We start from the raw sequence: 16878 nt of genomic DNA on the forward strand, positions 1-16878 counted from the left end.
TCATGAATGAATGCTCTGTTCCGGCAATGAATCAAGTCCTTCTCCGAGCACAGGGGAAGAATCTTCAAAAACCTCTAACTCATTGCCCACACATGCGTTTTTTGCCTTTCGGCGCAGGACCGCCGTGGCCAGAATGGAGGCGGCTGACTGGAGCCTCGCCTCACCCGACAAGCGGCCGGGTTTGCCGTTTTTGCCAAGGTCATCCGTCCCCGGCCCATCATTCATTTCCTGGACATCCAACATCGAACACCTCCGGTTGGACCGGGGGGCTGGATGGCGTGGATGCCAGAAAACGGCGGCGGTCGGGATGCGCGTTCTATGGCACCCACAACCGCCTCAGCTCCGCCTCTGGTCGGTTATCTGGTTACATCCGGCTTGAACCGGACTTGCGTTCGTTACCTACCGGAGGGACGTGCAAGATGACGGAATCAGACGAGAAGTCCTGTTTTTTTGATTGACCTGATGTTCATCAGGTCGTATATTTTGTGGTCATAAATTGGGCTTAATCCGCTCAGTGGCTACGACACGGAGCAATCGCCATGGGAAAGAAAAAGGTATCGGAAATAACCGACCCACAAGCAAACACGCTGAGGGTCATTTGCCAAATCATCGATGAAAAGGGGTTGCCGCCAACGGTGAAAGAATTGTCGGAAGTCCTTGGTATCAGCCACGCGAGCGCCCACGAGCAAATCGCTCAACTGGTACGGAAAGGCTATCTGAAGAAAGAAGCTCGTAAGGCCCGAAGCATCGTCGTCATCAGGAGGCCCGAATAACGATGCTGGGTCGCGAAAAATAAGGAGATCGACATGGGGCACGTCAGACTTGGAAGCCTTCCGAGGTCGAGGGCATGGAAAGAGGTGGTCGGCCTGATCACGGCCGGTGCCGACGTGTCCCAAATCGCAAACGCAACAATCCGGGCAGCCGATAAAGCATTCACCTTCGTGCTCAACGATAAGGGGTTCACCGAGGCGGTCTGGTTGATGACGCAACTCGCCATTGCCGCAAAAAAGGAGAACCTCGGCGAGCATCTCCAATCCCTCGGTGTCAACCTGCCGCAGGATACATCTCTTCCCGATCTTGCAGCCGCAGTCTCCGAGGCCCTGGATAACAAATTGGAGTCCAACGGTGGCCGATCTGACCTCGGTGAAATGTCTCAGCGTGCATTGGTCGGAGCCCTGGTAGAGCACATCTCACCAAAACTGCCGTCTCTCTTCGCCCCCGGGCCAGATGATGTTCGGGCCGCACTGGCAGCGCTCGGGAAAAAGCGGGAGTTCGGAGAGCTGTCGCGGACTTTCTTCGCCAAGCTGACCAACGAGAGCATGAACTACTTCCTCTCAAAAACGCTGGCTACCCATCTGGGCGAGGGCCAGCGCTTTGCCACCATGAATGAAATGGGACAATTCGAGAAGGCTCTGAACACGCACTGTAAAGAGGCGTCCCTGATCGTCGAGCAGTTTTCAGCAGATTGGTTTTCGAAGCACAGGTACGAAGAAGGTGGTGACATCTCCAGGGAGTCTTCCAATGGCTTCGCCTCTTACGCGCTGAAAAAGATGAAGGACGAGCTAAAAGAAGGAGCGCGAGCCGATGCAAGATAAACGATATATCATCTGTGGGAACGCACCGACCGATGGGATTGAAGAAAATCCTGACCGTGATCTGCGCCTGCGCCTGTGGGGCAAGGATGGGCCGGACAAGATCACCCTACGCATTGAAGACATCCACAAAAAGATGAGCAAGGACGTGCCTGATTCTTTCCAGGACCTGCTCGAAATCGCCACCTACGTTTACAGTGCCGATCAGGCCATCCCACGAGGGGCCGACGACGTCGATTCTTTTGGCCATGGCTGGCGCAGGGATCTGCACTTCATCATCCCGGTGCGGAAGCCAGATTTTTGGAACGGAGACGATATCCACCAGGCGCTGCGCTCCACGCTTGGTTTCTTGTCTGACGACAACTATCACTTCGAGTTCGTCAAACTGAAAGAGGCTCAGGCATTCCAGGGATATCTGAAATTTGATGATGACGGACGGCTCTTCGGCTATCCGGAACAGGTAGTGATGTTTTCAGGTGGGCTGGACTCGCTGGCGGGAGCCATCGATGAAGTTCTGAATGAAAAACACAAGGTCGTCCTTGTTACCCACAAGTCGACACCGAAGCTCAACACGCGCCACCGGCGACTGGAAAAGATGATTGCCGACAAGGCTGGGGAAAACGCCCCGCTACACATCGGCGTCCGGGTCAACAAGAACAAGGGGCTGAACTACGAGTACACCCAGCGCAGCCGATCCTTCCTCTATGTGTCTATCGGGGCGACCATCGCAAAAATGCTCAATCTGAAAAGCGTCCGTTTTTACGAAAACGGGGTCATCAGTTTGAATCTGCCGGTCTGCGCTCAGGTAGTCGGCGGCCGGGCAACACGCACCACCCATCCCAGGGTGATTCGAGGTTTTCAGGAAATCATCAGCCTGGTGGCTGGCGAACCGTTCACGATTGAGAATCCCTACATCTGGAAAACCAAGGCCGATGTCATCCAGGTGATCACCAAGGCTGGATGCCAGGACATGATCGCGGCGTCGACTACCTGCACGCACACCTGGGAGATGACCAATCACCATACCCACTGTGGGACGTGTTCGCAGTGCATCGACAGGCGTTTTGCCATGCTTGCGGCAAAGGCCGATCAGTATGACCCGGTTGAAGCCTACAAGGCCGACATCTTCACCCAAAGCCGAAGCAAGGACGAGGACAAGATTATGGCTGCCGCGTACCTGGAGCGTGCCAACCAGGTCCGTGATCAGGATGACATCACCCAGTTTATCGCTCGATTCAGCGAGGTGAGTCGGGTCTTCCGCTACTTGAATGGGAACCCAGGAAGCGTGGCCCAAAAGGTCTATGACCTTTACAAACGCCACGCCAAGGAGGTCTGCGAAGCGATGGACACCATGGTCGCCCGCAACATCACGGCCATCCGTCAGCGCACCTTGCCGGGAGACTGCCTGCTCAGGACGGTCTATGAATCGGGATCGGTGATCTCTGTCCCAGCTATTCCGGTCGAGCAGAAGCAGCCAGACAACTACTTCAGGAAGCGTGGGGGTGTCTGGGCCGCACGCTTTAACGGCAACGCCGAGGTGCTCGTGACGGGTGTCGACAAAGGAGCCGAGTACATCAACTTCCTCCTAGCGAGGCCCAACAAGGAAACCTCGGTCTACGAGATCGTCTGCGGGTTTGCCATCGATAGCTGCAACGCGGTCCTGAACTCCAATGAGACCGACGAAGGTTTTCAGGTCACCCAGGGGGTTCCGTTGGGTGATACCGGCTTCGTTGCCGACCGCAAGGCCGTCGAGCAATACCGGGAGACGGCTCACGAGCTTCTTCGGGAAATTGAAGAAGCCCGGGCAGAAAACAACGATGCCGAAATCCAGCGGCTTGAGAACGAAATGACCCAGATCACCGCCGCAATCAACGAGGCGGTTGGTCTGGGTGGCAAACTCCGGAAATCCAACGACAAGCGGAAGAACATCCGCGACGCCTTCCGGAGTGCCGTGAACCGGGCCATCACGTATCTGGAAAAGTATGACAAGCCGCTGGCCGCCCACCTGAAGGAGTCCATCAAGTGCGGCAACGAACCGGTCTACCGGACCGAAGAGGAGATCGTTTGGGAGGTCCGCCCGATAGTCAACGAGTGACCCGGGACCACCCAGGAAGAAAAAACTAAAAAAAATTTCCGCTACGCCAAATGTAGCCATTGCGACGCCGGATGTAGCGCCTTCCCCAATGAAGGCGCGATCCGGCGTTTTTTATTGGTCAGCACAGGGTGACCACCGGGCGTGCCAGAACTTCCGAACAAGGAGACTGGCAGTGGCACAAATCAACAAAGCACACCTCACCCCACCGAAGCGGCGACTCATCGAGTTGATGCAGGACATCAACTTCGGCCGCATCACCAACATTCCGGTCCGCGACGGCGAGCCGGAACTCACTCCTGACACGGTCATCGAGCGCGAGATCAAACTGGGCGGACAGAGCGGTCCCCGGCCCGAGCGCGACCAGGATGACTTCATCCTCAAGCAAGAGGTCGTGGCGCTGCTGGAGCACCTCGCGCAGATGGGCAGTGGAAAAGTCTGCCTGCTCGAAATCAAGCACGGTCTCCCGTTCCTGATTCGCATCGAGGAACGGGCAGCCTGAACACGTAACGACCTGAACCCTTAGACACTGGACAACAAGCTGGACGCATGGCGGAGGCTGTTGTGGGTGTCGCCGAGCCGAATACGGCAATTGGCGGCGTACCTGCGACCCCTTCGCCCACGCGACAGCTTTGTCCTGTGATCTGGCCCGTGCCGACACCCACGCGGACCTCCTCCTCGCTCCGAGGAGGCCCCGATGGTTTCTCAGAATTCTTACGACGGCATCGACAAGTATGCCGCCGACCTCATTCGGCACAAAGCACGTCAACTCGTAGGCAAGGCCGGATTCACCGAGGACGACAGACCCGACCTCGAACAGGAACTGATGATCGATCTGCTGCAGCGGATGCGGCATTTCAATCCCGCAAAGGCCAAGAAGACCACCTTCATGGCCCGGATCGTCGAACGTCACATCTCCACCATTCTGGAGGCCCGGTTCGCCCAATGCCGGGACTGGCGGCTCTGCCAGACCTCACTCAACGAACCCCTCGACAACGGCGAAGGCGACACCACCGAGCGGATCAACTTCCTGGATAGCGAAGGCTCTCTGGGGGGCGGCACCCGCGAAACAAGAGAGCGCCTCGCCCATGAGATCCGCATGGATCTCGACCGGGCCATCGCCTCGCTGCCGGAAGAGCTCCGGGATCTGTGCTTGCGCCTGCACGACAGCACCATGGCCGAAGTCGCCCGGGAGATGGGCATTCCCAGAACCACCCTCTACGACCGGCTGAGCAAGCTGCGGGAGGCGTTCCGCGAGGCCGGGCTCGAGGACTACCTGTGATCTCCGACGCATCGGCTCCGCCTCCGGTAAGTAAGCACCGTGCCGCATGGTGCGGCTATCCGGGGCCTCGGAAATCAGAACCTGACAAACCGGCAGGACAGCCGGTTTGGACGGCCGTCAGGCCGCCCGTAGGGGGCGAGCCAGGACGGCGAGCATCAACAAAGAGGAGTTCAACCATGACTCACGACACCTACAAGTACCGTTTTGACGAGTCGGTCCCGGCCCAGGAACTGGAAGACACTTTCATGCTGGCGATGCTGGCCGTCGAAAGCCTGCATGGCCGTTCCCGTGTGCGGATGGAGAGCCGGTTCAATCTGGACAAGGCCCGCCGTACCTGCGTGATCGACGCCTCCACCGATGTCGGCAGTGATCTCGCCCGCATCTTTACCGGCTTCGCCACCAAGGAGTACGGCGAACGCTCGGTCCTGATCGAACGAACCCAGCCGTCGGGCTGTGCCTGCGCCTCCAAGCATCGCGCAGCGCCCGCCGCTGCTACAGCGGGGGTGGCGGTATGAGCGAGCTGATGACCACCACCTATTCCATGTGGCGGCTGTTCCGCAACTGCCGCATGGCCTGCAAGTGGCGCTACATCAACGAGCTGGTGCCGCTCGAGCGCGACCCCAATCTGGCCTTCGGCTCGGTCATTCACGACTGCCTGGAGTGCTGGCACGGTGAGCGGGATCTGGCCAAGGTCCTCGACCACATCGACCGGACCTATCCGAACCGGGCGCAGGACGATCATCAACAGGCCGACTGGCATCTCGCCAGGGCCATGATGAGCGCCTATGCGGAACACTACCCGGCCGAAGAGTTCGAGGTCGTCGCACTCGAGAAGACCTTCGAAGGCCCCATCGTCAACCCGGCGACCGGGGCGACCTCGCGCAGTTTCATCCTCGCCGGGAAGGTGGACGGCATCGTCCGCCAGGATGGCCAGTATTTCCTGCTGGAACACAAAACCGCCTCGCAGATCGACGCCAGCTACCTGGAGCGGCTGTGGACCGATTTCCAGATCATCCTCTACGCCTGGTACCTGGAGCAGACCCTCGGCATCACGGTCAGCGGCATCATCTACAACGTCCTGGTCAAGGCCAAGTTGCGCCAGGGCAAGGGTGAGACCGAAGCCGAGTTCGAGGCCCGCCGGGCGGAGCTGATCGCCAAGTCGAAAACCGGCAAGAGCAGCGCCAAGCGCAAGCTGCCGGAGGACGACGACACCTTCCAGCAACGGCTCCAGGAGAAGTACCTCGAGCCGGGAATGTTCCATCGCGAGGTGCTCTACATCTCCCGCGACCAGTTCGAGGAACTGCGGGCGGAGCTGTGGGAACTCTCCAAGGCCATGCTCGACGCCCGTCGGCGCGACACCTTCTACCGCAACACCAGCTACTGCTTCCAGTACGGAAGGCCCTGCGCCTACTTCCAGCTCTGCCGCTCGGGCGGCAACCCCAACGTCATCGAAAACCATTTCCAACGGATCGCCCCGCACGAAGAGCTGCGGGACGGAGCCGGTGAAGACGCCGCTCCGGTGTTTTGAAATCCCAACCATAAGGAGACGAAGCCATGCTTCCCAAGACCAAAAGCAAACCCAAACACACGCTCTCGGACCTCACCGTTCTGGTGTACGGCCCGAGCAAGATCGGCAAGAGCACCTGGTGCTCCAAGGCCGATGATGCACTGTTCCTGGCGACCGAGCCGGGCCTGAACGCCCTGGAGGTGTTTCAGACCCCGATCACCTGCTGGGACGATCTTCTGCAGGCCTGCGCGGAAATCGCCGAGGGCAAGCACGAGTTCAAGACCATCGTCGTCGACACGGTGGATAACGCCTACAAGATGTGCTCGGACTACGTCTGCAAGAAATTCAAGATCGAGCACGAGTCCGACCTGGGCTACGGCAAGGGCTACGCGCTGATCAACAACGAGTTCCAGCGCGTCATCAACAAACTCGCCTTCCTGCCCTATGGGTTGATCCTGATCTCCCACTCCCAGGAACGGGACATCGAGACCCGGGCCGGCAAACACACCCGCATCGTGCCGACGCTGCCGGAAAAGGCGCGGAAGCTGGTTACCGGGCTGGTGGACCTGATCCTGTTCTGCGACCTGGACATGAAAACCGGCGAGGACGGCAAGCCGGTCTGGCAGCGCGTGATGCGCACCAAGCCCAGTCCCAACTACGACGCCGGTGACCGCACCGGCCGACTCCCCGAAGTCATCCCCCTCGATTTTTCGAGCTTCATGAAAGCGTTCAACAACACGGCAGCCGGAGCTGCGGCGAGTGCCGCCCGGCCGAAGCCGGAGCCGACCGCGAGTGCGGCGGCGAAACCCCAACAGTAAGGAGATCCGACCATGGAACACTACGAAAACCAATCCAGCAGCAACCTCGACCTGGCGCAGTTCGACGACGCCTTTGAAACCGCCGAAGTCGAGGAACGCGAGTTCGAGGCCGTCCCCGACGGCAAGTACCAGGTCAACGTCGACCGGGTCGAACTGACCCGCGCCCAGACCTCGGGCAACCCCATGCTCAAGTGGACCCTGCGCATTCTCGCGCCGACCCACAAGGGCCGTCTGCTCTGGCGCAACAACGTCATGGCCAGCAACGAGAACATCAAGTGGCTCAAGCAGGACCTCTACACCTGCGGGCTACAGCTTCAGAAGCTCTCCGACCTGCCGGGCCACCTCGAGCAGCTTCTCAACATCAAGCTGGAGGTGACCAAACGCACTCGCGGTGAAAACGAGAATATCTACTTCAACCGTCGCATTGTCATGGCCGACGATGCCGGAGCTCCCGGCGCGGCGATGGACGACATGATCCCGTTCTGATGATGGACCGGATCACCGTTGTCGTCGATACACGCGAACAGGAGCCCTACAGCTTCGATACAGACAAGGTTTCGACGGTTCGCAAGGCGCTGCCCGCCGGTGATTACTCACTGGTCGGCCTCGAGGAACGGGTGGCGGTGGAGCGCAAATCCCTGACGGATTTCGTCTCCACCGTCATCCGGGGGCGAAAGCGGTTCCACCGCGAGCTGGAAAAGCTATCCGCCTACGAATCCGCCTGTGTGGTTGTCGAATGCAACTTTCGCGATCTGGTCGATGGCCGCTACCGAAGCGATGCCCACCCGCACGCGCTGATCGGAACGGTCGCCTCCATCGTCGTCGACTTCGGTGTCCCCGTCTACTTCTGCTCGGACCGGCAGGCCGCCTGCCGTTTTGTCGAGGAGTACCTGACACGTTTTCACCGGAGGATCGCGAGATGCCAAAAAGAAATGAGAGTAACCCGGCGCGACTCCGGGGAAGAATAGAGCGCGTTTACTATGCCGGACCCAAGTTCTCCGCAGGGCGACTGCTTACCCCGACCGGTGAGGAAGTCCAGTTCGCGGGCAATTTGTTCGCCCGGGAAAATCAGCCTGTGGTCCTGCTCGGGTCGTGGTCCACCCATCCCAAATACGGCCGTCAGTTCAAGGTCGACGGGATGGAGCACGACCTCGAACTCGATCCGGAGGGGCTGATCCACTATCTGGCCAACCATCCGGAGATCAAGGGCATTGGTCCGGCCAAGGCCAGATTGATCGTCGAGAGCTTCGGCGACGCCTTTGAAGAAACCCTTCTGAATGATCCCGAACGCATCGCGCTCAAGGCTCGGCTGCCGCTGGACGCGGCCCGGCGGCTGCGTGACGAGTGGTTGAAGAACCGCAGCGTCAACACCGTCATGGCCTGGCTGTCGGCATTCGGCCTGACCCATCATCAGGTCACCACCCTGGTCGAAAGGCTTGGCGGCAACTGCCTCGATATTCTGAAGGAAGACCCGTACATCCTCATTCGGGAGATCCGGGGATTCGGCTTCAAGAAGGTCGACAAGATTGCCCGCAAGCTGGGAACCCCCAAGGACCATACCCCTCGTATCCGGGCCGGATTGAATTTCTGCGTCCGTGAAGCCCTGGACAATGGCCACTGCTGGATCGAATACGAGGATCTGGTGGACCAGGCCAATCTGCTGCTGGTCATGGATGCTCTGGACAGCCGGGTTCGTATCGAAAGCGCCCTCGATGCGCTCATCGAAGAACAGGCGCTTGCCTGCGATTCACACGGCGGACGCTTCGTGGTCGCTCTGCCGGAGATCGTCCGCATGGAGCGGGAGCTGGCCGCGCTGTTCGGCCAGGCCGAAGCACCCAACCCGCATTTCCAGTCCGTCAAGAAACTCGATGCCCTGATTTGGCGCTGCGCCGCCACGCTGAACGAGAAGCAGCTCGACGCGGTCCGCTCAGCCCTAAAGCACAGCATCAGCCTGATCTCGGGTGGAGCCGGTTCTGGCAAGAGCTACACCATCTCGGTCATCAACACGATTTGTGAGGAGAGCGATCTGGAGGTCGTGCTTGCCGCGCCGACCGGCAAGGCGGCAAAGCGTCTGGAGGAAGTCAGTGGTCGCAGCGGCACCACCATTCACCGCCTGCTCGGCTATGACGGCAAGGGTTTCTCGCGCAGCAAGGAGAACCCCATCGATGCCGACGTCTTGGTGGTCGACGAGTTTTCGATGGTGGACGTGCCGCTGGCCTGGCACCTGTTCGAGGCGGTCGACCTGTCGCGGACCACGGTGCTGCTGGTCGGCGATCACAACCAACTTCCGCCGGTGGGACCCGGAAACATCCTACGCGATCTGATCCAGACACGCGCCATCCCCTCAGTCATCCTCGACAAGGTCGTGCGTCAGGCTGGCGTCCTCAAGGAGAACTGCACCGCCGTTCTCAAGGGCGAGGTGCGCAAGACCAGCGAGGCGTCGGTGGGCGGATGCCGGGATTGGTATCTGGTGGATCAGTTCACCGACCCGATGGCGGCACGCTCGTTCCTGCTGGAGCTGTTTCAGGAGCGGCTCGACGCCCTGGGTTTCGACATCATCAAGGACGTGCAGGTGCTGACGCCGACCCACAAGGGGCCGCTCGGCACCAAGGAACTGAACGAGGAACTGCAGCGGCTCATCCAGCGCAAGCTCTGGAACGCCGAGGTACCGCCGGTCGCTATGGGCCGCCGCGCTCCGTTTCTCAAGCACGACAAGGTCATCCAGACCCGGAACAATTACGACCTGAATGTGATGAACGGTGCCATCGGCTATGTGGTCGATGTCCTCGCGAACGGCACCCTGGTCATCGACTTCGACGGCATGCCGGTGGAGCTGGAGAAAGGGTCGCCCGACCTTCAAGACCTGCAGCTCGCCTATGCGCTCACCATTCACAAAACCCAGGGTTCCGAGTTCCCCTGCGCCGTGGTGGTGGTCCACAAGGCACATTCCTTCATGCACCACCGCAATCTGCTCTACACCGGGGTGACCCGCGCCCGGCGCACCGCCATTGTCCTGGGTGATCACTGGGGCATCCAGAACTGCGCCAAGCGGTGCCAGGTGGATGACCGCCGGACCTTCCTGCCCCTGTTTCTGGACGCCGCCCAGCACGCGGATGCCGATTCCGCCCGTGTCGCGGAGGCCGAATGAGCATGGGCGGAACGGATAACGTCAGGGAGTATTACCGGCTCGTCACCGAGATGGACATCGGTGACGTGGCCCGGGAACTCCTGCCGGGGCGGATCACCCAGGAGACCGGCCAGCGCTTGATGTGCGACTGCCCCAACCATCAGAGCCAGTCGCGCCTGTCGCTGCACGTGATGCTCGACAAACAGGGCTGGTACTGCTTCGGTTGCGGAGTCGGCGGTGACGTGCTGCAGCTCGTGGAGTTCATTCAGACGGGCTCGGTCACCGCCGGGCAATCCGGCCCGATGCCGGACAGCCACCGCCAGGCCCGGGACTATCTCGCCAAGAAGGCGGGCTTGCCGCCGCTGTCGCGCTATGGTCTGAGCCAGGAGCGTCTGGCCCAGACGGAGGCCGACCGTGCCTTCGAACTGCGGGTCAAGGATGCGCTGACCGCGCTGGCCAAGCTTTACCACGCCAGACTCAAGGAGTCGCCGGAGGTCCTCGACTGGCTGAAATCCAAATACGCCCTGAGCGAGGAGACCATCGACGATCTCCTGATCGGCTACGCGGACAACGCGTCCGGCGCGGTCGCCCAACTGACCGGGGGTGAAGACGGCTTCTCCAAGCGGGAGCTCGCCGCCACCGGTGCTTTCCGTCCCACCAGCCAGGACGGCCTGACGCCATTCTTCGAGCGCCGGATCGTCTTTCCGTACTGGAGCCGTGGCCGGGTGGTGTTCATGATCGGCCGCAAGACGCCGTGGACCCCGGACGTGGGCTGGGAGCAAGGGAAATACAAGAAGCTGCCGGTTCACGACGAGCACCAGCGGCCTTACGTCGCCGATTTCATCAACAACGCGCTGCTGTTCAACGAGGACTGCCTGCTGGCCAGACCCGGCAAGGTAATCATCACCGAGGGGGTGACCGATTGCCTGGCTCTGATGCAACTGGGCCTGCCCACCGTGTCGCCGGTCACCGTCCGCATCCGGGCCGCCGATTGGGAGCGCCTGATCCCCAAGCTGCGCGGCGTCGAAACCGTCTATATCTGCCAGGACAACGAACTCTCCCAGGCCGGTCTCAAGGGGGCGCTGCAAACCGCCCGCACCCTGGCCGAACACAAGATCGACACCCGCCTGGTGACGCTGCCCTTGTCGGAAACACAGATCTCGGCCCGGCAGGAGCTGACCGAACGCTTCGGCCTGACGGCGAGCGTGGGGCCGAAGGAGCTGGCCAAGCTGCTGGCGGGACGTCCAGCCGAGGAAATCCAGGCGGCCGAGGCGCTTCTCGCCACCGCCAAGATCGACGTCAACGATTACATTGCCGCCGGGCATACCCGGGAGGATTTCGAACGTCTGCTCGCTGAAGCCAGCACGCCCATCGAGTTCGGCGTGCGCTCGCTGCCCGAGGGCGCTGAAGAGGAGGAACGCAACCGCCTGCTCGAACCGATCCTGGGGGAGATCTCCGAGCAGTCTCCCCTGGAACAGGCCCGCCTGCTGAAGCTGGTGCAGGAGCGCATCGGCGGTGGCGTATCGATGGCCACCCTCAAAGAGCAGATCCGCGCCATTCAGAAGGACCGCAAGGTCGAGTTCCGTAACGAAAAGAAAAAGGCCAAGCGGATGTCCGGCGCGATGCCCGGATCGTGCCGCGCCAGGGTCGACGAGGTGCTGATCGACACGGAACTGGAGAACGGCGCTCCCGACTACACCCTGGCCGCCGAGGCTGCCTACGACTGGTTCAACGCCAACGGTGCCCAGTTCTTTCACACCCTGCAGGGCGAGCCGTTCATGTATTTCGACAACGCCATCTACTGGATGGATTCACCGGACCGGGGCCGCAAGCGCCATTACGCGGCCATGCTCTACAAGCACACGGGCATGGTGCCGACCACGGGCGGCGGACGGACATTTTTCGAGGTACTGCCCAGCCTGGCGATGATCCGTGGCCAGGTGCGCGACCATTTTTCCTGGCTGCACACGGACGTGGCTTCCTACACCGTCTATTTCAACCTGAACAATCCGGAGCACGAGATCGCCAAGATCACCCCGGACGAGATTCAGATCATGAAAAACGGCGGCAACGAGGATGGCATCATCCTGGACGGCTCGCGGAAGATGAAGCCGCTGAAATTCCTGCCCGACGCCGACCTCGAAGAGGCGGACCGGCTCCTGGTCGATCTGCTGGTGGGCAACATGACCTGTCCGCAGGGAGATCGCTTTCTCATCCTTTCCTGGCTCTCCTGTTTCTTGCTGATCGACTTCGCCGGGACGCGGCCCATGACCCGCTTCGAGGGCTCGGCCGGATCGGGCAAGACCACTGCCAGCAAGATCACGTCGACGCTGCTTTACGGCGAGCCCCAGCACAAGAAGGCCACCGACGCGGCGAACTACACAGACGGCTCGCAGAACCCGCTCATCGTCCTCGACAACATCGAGGTCAAGCAGATGACCGAGGATCTGACCACCTTCATGCTGACCAGCATCACCGGGATCGCCAAGGAGAAACGCAAGAGCGGCACCGACAGCGAGACTATCACCGAGCGGACAAAGTGCCTGCTGAACACCACCGGCATCGAGCCGCTGTGCGGAGAGCTTTCGGAGATCCTGTCGAGGTCCTTCGTCATCAACTTCGACCTGGCCAACCAGGCCAGCGACTGCTTTCTGGAATCGGAGGTCATCTCCGCCATCCAGCAGAACCGGGACCTGATCATCTCGGCCATTATGAAGCGGACCAGCCATGTGTTGGCGATGATCCGGGACGGAGCCCAGAAACAGGTCATGCGCCTGCTGCACCGAACCATGCCGACCCATGGCAAGCGCCGGTGCAACGACTATCTGAGCCTGATGTACCTGATGATGCTGGCCGGGTCCGAGGAACACGAGGTGACCACCGGACTCGAGGATTTGAGCCCGCTGTTCATCGAGCAGATCCATTCCATCAACGACACCAGCCAGGAGATGGCGCGGGAGTCGAACCCCATCGCAACGGCGCTGGCGTCGCTCTTCCATGCCTACCGGAACGCGGTGGAGCTGGACGAGAAGGCCCGCTACGGCGAGGACGACCGGGCAAACCATGTAGTGGGGTTCATCGAACGCTACCAGGTGAGGTTCGAGAACGAGAACACCATGGAGCCGGTATCGGCGGGACGGCTGCTCGCGGCGCTACGCAGGGTCGGCCGGGAATTCAACCTCGAGTTCGAATACAAGAAGCCCGCCCAGCTCGGTCGGCGCATCAGCAACGACCTGGACGTCATCCGGGACGCCGGGTTCGACATCGACCGGCAGCGCAACGCCCACACTAAGAACTTCGAGTATCGGATCAGAGCGAACAGGGGGAAATGATGGAGAACTGGAGGGCTATGCCTGTAAGAGACGACGTTGCAGCAAGGTCTGCATATCACGGCGGCCGTCGGCAATCACCATGACATAAACATTTTCGGCCATGACTCGATAGATGATGCGGTAGGGTTTGAAAAATATCTCTCGGTACTCGCGAAGCCCGACGGCCAGCAGTTCCTTCGGATAGGCTCCTCGCTCCGGGTTCTCGGAGAGGCTCGAAAAGGCCTTCTCTATTTGATCGAGAACGTAATCCGCTTTTCCCGGCGCGTCGTGGGATGCAATGTAGTCGTACAGCTCCTCCAAATCCCGTGACGCATCGTCGGTCAGAAATATCTGAAAGGCCATCAGCGACTCTTGCTCCGGTCGCGAAGCCGCTGAATGACATCACCGGCGGGCTGGACCTTGCCTTCCTCGATCTGGCGCGAGCCGAGCGCGAGGATCTTCAGAAGGGCCATGGTCTCCTGGGTTTGCTCATAGCTTTCGATGTCCTGCATCACGACCTTGGCTTCGCCATTCTGGGTGATGACCAGGGGTTCACCTTGCCCCGACATGTTGCGCACGATTTCTGCGGCATGGGCCTTCAGGTAACTGATCGGTTTGATCTGACTCGATAGTTTCATAACCATCCTCCTTTCATGACCAAATATAGTCCTAAAACAGGTCAACTGTCAATCTGAAACGCCACGGGCAGTCCCAGTTGGGAACCGGAAAATCATTCAGGACGCTCTCGGGCGTCCTTTATTTTTGCGGTGGTGCGGTGGATGGCTGAAGCCTTTGCGGTGGATAACCACCGCACGCCAAACCCTTGCCAGATAAGGCTTTCATGCCTTTTGCGGTGGTTGCGGTGGTAAATCCAGAGGTCTCACCCCCTATGGGTTGAAATATTTTTTCTACCTACCAACCCGACATCCCACGCCAGGCAAATTCCGGCCCAGCGTGAGAGACATTCCCCAAATACCACCGCAACCACCGCACTCTATCTTCTCTTTCTTCATAACTATCTAAAAACAAATAACAAACAAAGCGCCATCCCCTGCGGTGGGACAAGAAAACCTTCCACCGCACGACCACCGCAACCACCGCAAATATCCACCGCAGCGGGTGGTCACCGACGGTTTCAGGGCAGCTCCGGTAAGTAACGGGAAAAGCGATTAACCCGTATTTCTGGAGCCCGAAGCCATGAGCCTTCTAAAAACCATGATCAAGCACACCGCCGGAGGGCAGGAAGCCTCGGCCGGATGTGAAGTCCCATCATTACCACCGCAACCACCGCAGCCTGCCATCTATGTCTCCACCGGAATCGACGTTCACGAGGTCGAGGACGCCCGCGACTGGCCTGAAGACCGGGAGATCGACGGCACGCTGTGTCGCCGTCTGTCGCCTGAATACTTCGCCTGGCTACGTTCCCGCATGGTCACCGCCCAAGCCGCGCACAAGGCCGGAAAACTCCCCGAGGATGCCTGGAACACGCTGCGGCAGCGATTCAACGCCCTGCAGGAGCTGGCCATCCGGGAGTTCGGCAAGGAAAGCCTGCAGGAGGTCCTGCACTCTTTTTCCCCGAAGAACTATCAACCACCCGCGCTTCGTCCCGAGCCCCAGGAGAAACCCGTCGAAGTTCCCAGTAAGGACTGGATTTATCCCGGGAACCAAGCTTGGAAATGTAAGCAGCCGGTGACTTCCCAGGCAGTCGCCAAGGTCGACGCCATCCGTGAGGAGGCCATGGCCAAGGGCTGGTCCGAGGCACGCCTCTATCAGAACCAGGGCCGGTTTCGGTTTCCCTGCGGCGAGGACTACGGCCTGGTCTGTTTCGTCGATGGCGATCAGGAGATTGGCGAGGTCACCGAGCGTTCTATCGAAATTGTCCATGGGCCGAAGTCCGGGCGTCCCTGCACGCTGCGGTTCTACAACCCGGACGTACCGCAGCCGTGGATGAAGAAAGTGGAGGATTGAGACGTGAAGAAAAAGAAACGCTACGCCAACGCCAAGGATGTCCTGCCCGAGGAACTCTTCGAGCAGGTTCAGAAGCACTACACCGGAATTCTCTGGGTCCCTGCACCAAGCCGCTTCTACCAGGAACGCCGTGACCTGGTGCTTGCCCTTCATCTGCAGGGGATCAGCAGCCAGGAGATCTCCAACCTCGCCGGAGTGACCACCCGCCGGGTCAATCAGATCATCGCCGCCGAACGAAATCAGGATCGGGACCGACAGTTGGCCGTCGCTTCCGGTAAGTAACCCCTGAACCGGCGGGAGCGCGTTTGGAGGCTAAATCGGCCTCCCGCCCCGCATCCCGGCTTGGGAAAACAATATTCGGCAGGATTTCCACGTGGCACTGAACAAACCGGACAAAGAGACGCTGGACCGCTGGCACCGCAACGAGGGCAAGACCGAACCGCCCCGGCGCGGTCCTGGTGCGCCCGAGGGTAACCAGAACCGGCTGCGCCACGGCATCTTCGCCGACCGCTGTCTGACGCCGGAAGAGAAGGTCATGTTCGACGCCATCATCGACCGCCTCAACCAGGACTTCGAGTTCAACAAGTCCAGCGACTTCCTGCAGGTGGAGCTGGTGGGCGTCTACTCGGTGAAGCTGGTCCGCGCCCAGATCGAAGGGAACACGGACGCCGCCGAAAAGCTCGACCGGATGATCCGCTGCCACATGAAGGATCTCAAGACCACCAAGATCGCCCGCGAGGGTGAGGAGCCGAAAGGCCCGCAGACCTCTCCGGCGGAATGGGCGGCGGCGCTGCTCGAGAAGGTGGCCGAGGCCGCCAACGCCCCGGCCACGAAACCCTCCGGCCGCAAAAAACGCGGAAAGAATTGCGGATAACACCATGGAGGGCTTTTCCGATGACCCCGGCACACGGCGACTTGCGGCAGACAGCTTCACCAGGAATTGCGGATAAGACGTGTTCCTTGCACTTTCGGAATCGGCATTCTCCGGCTGCCGATCATCATTTCCACTCCTCGATTTCTTCCTGCAGCTCTCGATATCCGCTTGGCATGTGTGCGCATAAGCCGAGCCGCATAACCCAAGTAGATATTGGCATGTTCGCGCCGGAGTTCTCTCACACAACCCAAGTAAATATTGGCATGTCGAGCCCCAGGCAGAACCGGCCAGGCCCCGCAAACAGCCA

Annotated in this window: 18 protein-coding genes; 15 read left to right on the plus strand and 3 right to left on the minus strand. The window is 60.2% G+C overall.

The window, feature by feature from the left end:
• On the minus strand, positions 1-243 hold the full coding sequence (locus ACZ5D1_RS08510; RefSeq protein ID WP_464554576.1) for a hypothetical protein: 243 nt from the start codon (positions 241-243) through the stop codon (positions 1-3).
• Between the two features lie 296 nt (positions 244-539).
• Between ACZ5D1_RS08510 and ACZ5D1_RS08515 the strand changes: the two genes are divergently transcribed.
• The 12 genes from ACZ5D1_RS08515 to ACZ5D1_RS08570 all read left to right on the plus strand — a co-directional run bounded on the left by ACZ5D1_RS08515 (position 540) and on the right by ACZ5D1_RS08570 (position 13750).
• On the plus strand, positions 540-773 hold the full coding sequence (locus ACZ5D1_RS08515) for a LexA family protein (protein WP_009379056.1): 234 nt from the start codon (positions 540-542) through the stop codon (positions 771-773).
• A 33-nt stretch (positions 774-806) separates the two neighbouring features.
• A complete protein-coding gene (locus tag ACZ5D1_RS08520) occupies positions 807-1595 on the plus strand; it encodes a hypothetical protein (RefSeq protein WP_028588108.1) in 789 nt (262 codons plus the stop codon).
• A complete protein-coding gene (locus ACZ5D1_RS08525) occupies positions 1585-3687 on the plus strand; it encodes a 7-cyano-7-deazaguanine synthase (protein WP_464554578.1) in 2103 nt (700 codons plus the stop codon). The genes ACZ5D1_RS08520 and ACZ5D1_RS08525 overlap by 11 nt, the downstream gene beginning before the upstream one ends.
• A 172-nt stretch (positions 3688-3859) precedes the next feature.
• A complete protein-coding gene (locus tag ACZ5D1_RS08530; protein WP_464554580.1) occupies positions 3860-4186 on the plus strand; it encodes a hypothetical protein in 327 nt (108 codons plus the stop codon).
• Positions 4187-4381: 195 nt separating this feature from the next.
• Positions 4382-4966 (plus strand): sigma-70 family RNA polymerase sigma factor, encoded by a 585-nt coding sequence (locus tag ACZ5D1_RS08535; protein ID WP_464554581.1) that lies wholly within the window; start codon positions 4382-4384, stop codon positions 4964-4966.
• Between the two features lie 176 nt (positions 4967-5142).
• Positions 5143-5481 (plus strand): hypothetical protein, encoded by a 339-nt coding sequence (locus ACZ5D1_RS08540; RefSeq protein ID WP_013258642.1) that lies wholly within the window; start codon positions 5143-5145, stop codon positions 5479-5481.
• Complete coding sequence (locus tag ACZ5D1_RS08545) at positions 5478-6494, plus strand: PD-(D/E)XK nuclease family protein (RefSeq protein ID WP_200174595.1); 1017 nt, start codon at positions 5478-5480, stop codon at positions 6492-6494. Before ACZ5D1_RS08540 ends, ACZ5D1_RS08545 begins: the two co-directional genes overlap by 4 nt.
• A gap of 26 nt (positions 6495-6520) precedes the next feature.
• A complete protein-coding gene (locus ACZ5D1_RS08550) occupies positions 6521-7291 on the plus strand; it encodes an ATP-binding protein (RefSeq protein ID WP_200174587.1) in 771 nt (256 codons plus the stop codon).
• A gap of 12 nt (positions 7292-7303) precedes the next feature.
• Positions 7304-7777, plus strand: a complete 474-nt coding sequence (locus tag ACZ5D1_RS08555; protein WP_013219083.1) for a DUF669 domain-containing protein — start codon at positions 7304-7306, stop codon at positions 7775-7777.
• Positions 7777-8259, plus strand: a complete 483-nt coding sequence (locus tag ACZ5D1_RS08560; RefSeq protein ID WP_200174586.1) for an ERCC4 domain-containing protein — start codon at positions 7777-7779, stop codon at positions 8257-8259. The genes ACZ5D1_RS08555 and ACZ5D1_RS08560 overlap by 1 nt, the downstream gene beginning before the upstream one ends.
• Positions 8211-10439, plus strand: a complete 2229-nt coding sequence (gene recD2, locus ACZ5D1_RS08565; protein WP_464554583.1) for an SF1B family DNA helicase RecD2 — start codon at positions 8211-8213, stop codon at positions 10437-10439. The genes ACZ5D1_RS08560 and recD2 overlap by 49 nt, the downstream gene beginning before the upstream one ends.
• Positions 10436-13750 (plus strand): CHC2 zinc finger domain-containing protein, encoded by a 3315-nt coding sequence (locus ACZ5D1_RS08570; protein WP_464554585.1) that lies wholly within the window; start codon positions 10436-10438, stop codon positions 13748-13750. Before recD2 ends, ACZ5D1_RS08570 begins: the two co-directional genes overlap by 4 nt.
• A gap of 15 nt (positions 13751-13765) precedes the next feature.
• Here ACZ5D1_RS08570 and ACZ5D1_RS08575 read toward each other — a convergent pair whose 3' ends face one another.
• Positions 13766-14092, minus strand: coding sequence for a type II toxin-antitoxin system RelE/ParE family toxin (locus ACZ5D1_RS08575; RefSeq protein ID WP_027182215.1), 327 nt, complete (start codon positions 14090-14092; stop codon positions 13766-13768).
• Positions 14092-14367, minus strand: coding sequence for a type II toxin-antitoxin system Phd/YefM family antitoxin (locus ACZ5D1_RS08580; protein WP_020886703.1), 276 nt, complete (start codon positions 14365-14367; stop codon positions 14092-14094). Before ACZ5D1_RS08580 ends, ACZ5D1_RS08575 begins: the two co-directional genes overlap by 1 nt.
• Before the next feature lie 559 nt (positions 14368-14926).
• Between ACZ5D1_RS08580 and ACZ5D1_RS08585 the strand changes: the two genes are divergently transcribed.
• The 3 genes from ACZ5D1_RS08585 (at position 14927) to ACZ5D1_RS08595 (ending at position 16571) form a co-directional block, all read left to right on the plus strand.
• Positions 14927-15697 (plus strand): hypothetical protein, encoded by a 771-nt coding sequence (locus ACZ5D1_RS08585; RefSeq protein ID WP_200174578.1) that lies wholly within the window; start codon positions 14927-14929, stop codon positions 15695-15697.
• Positions 15698-15700: 3 nt separating this feature from the next.
• A complete protein-coding gene (locus tag ACZ5D1_RS08590; RefSeq protein ID WP_200174576.1) occupies positions 15701-15979 on the plus strand; it encodes a hypothetical protein in 279 nt (92 codons plus the stop codon).
• Positions 15980-16070: 91 nt separating this feature from the next.
• Complete coding sequence (locus ACZ5D1_RS08595) at positions 16071-16571, plus strand: hypothetical protein (RefSeq protein ID WP_200174575.1); 501 nt, start codon at positions 16071-16073, stop codon at positions 16569-16571.
• Positions 16572-16878: the final 307 nt, after the last annotated feature.

The organism is Oleidesulfovibrio vietnamensis, from assembly GCF_055388115.1.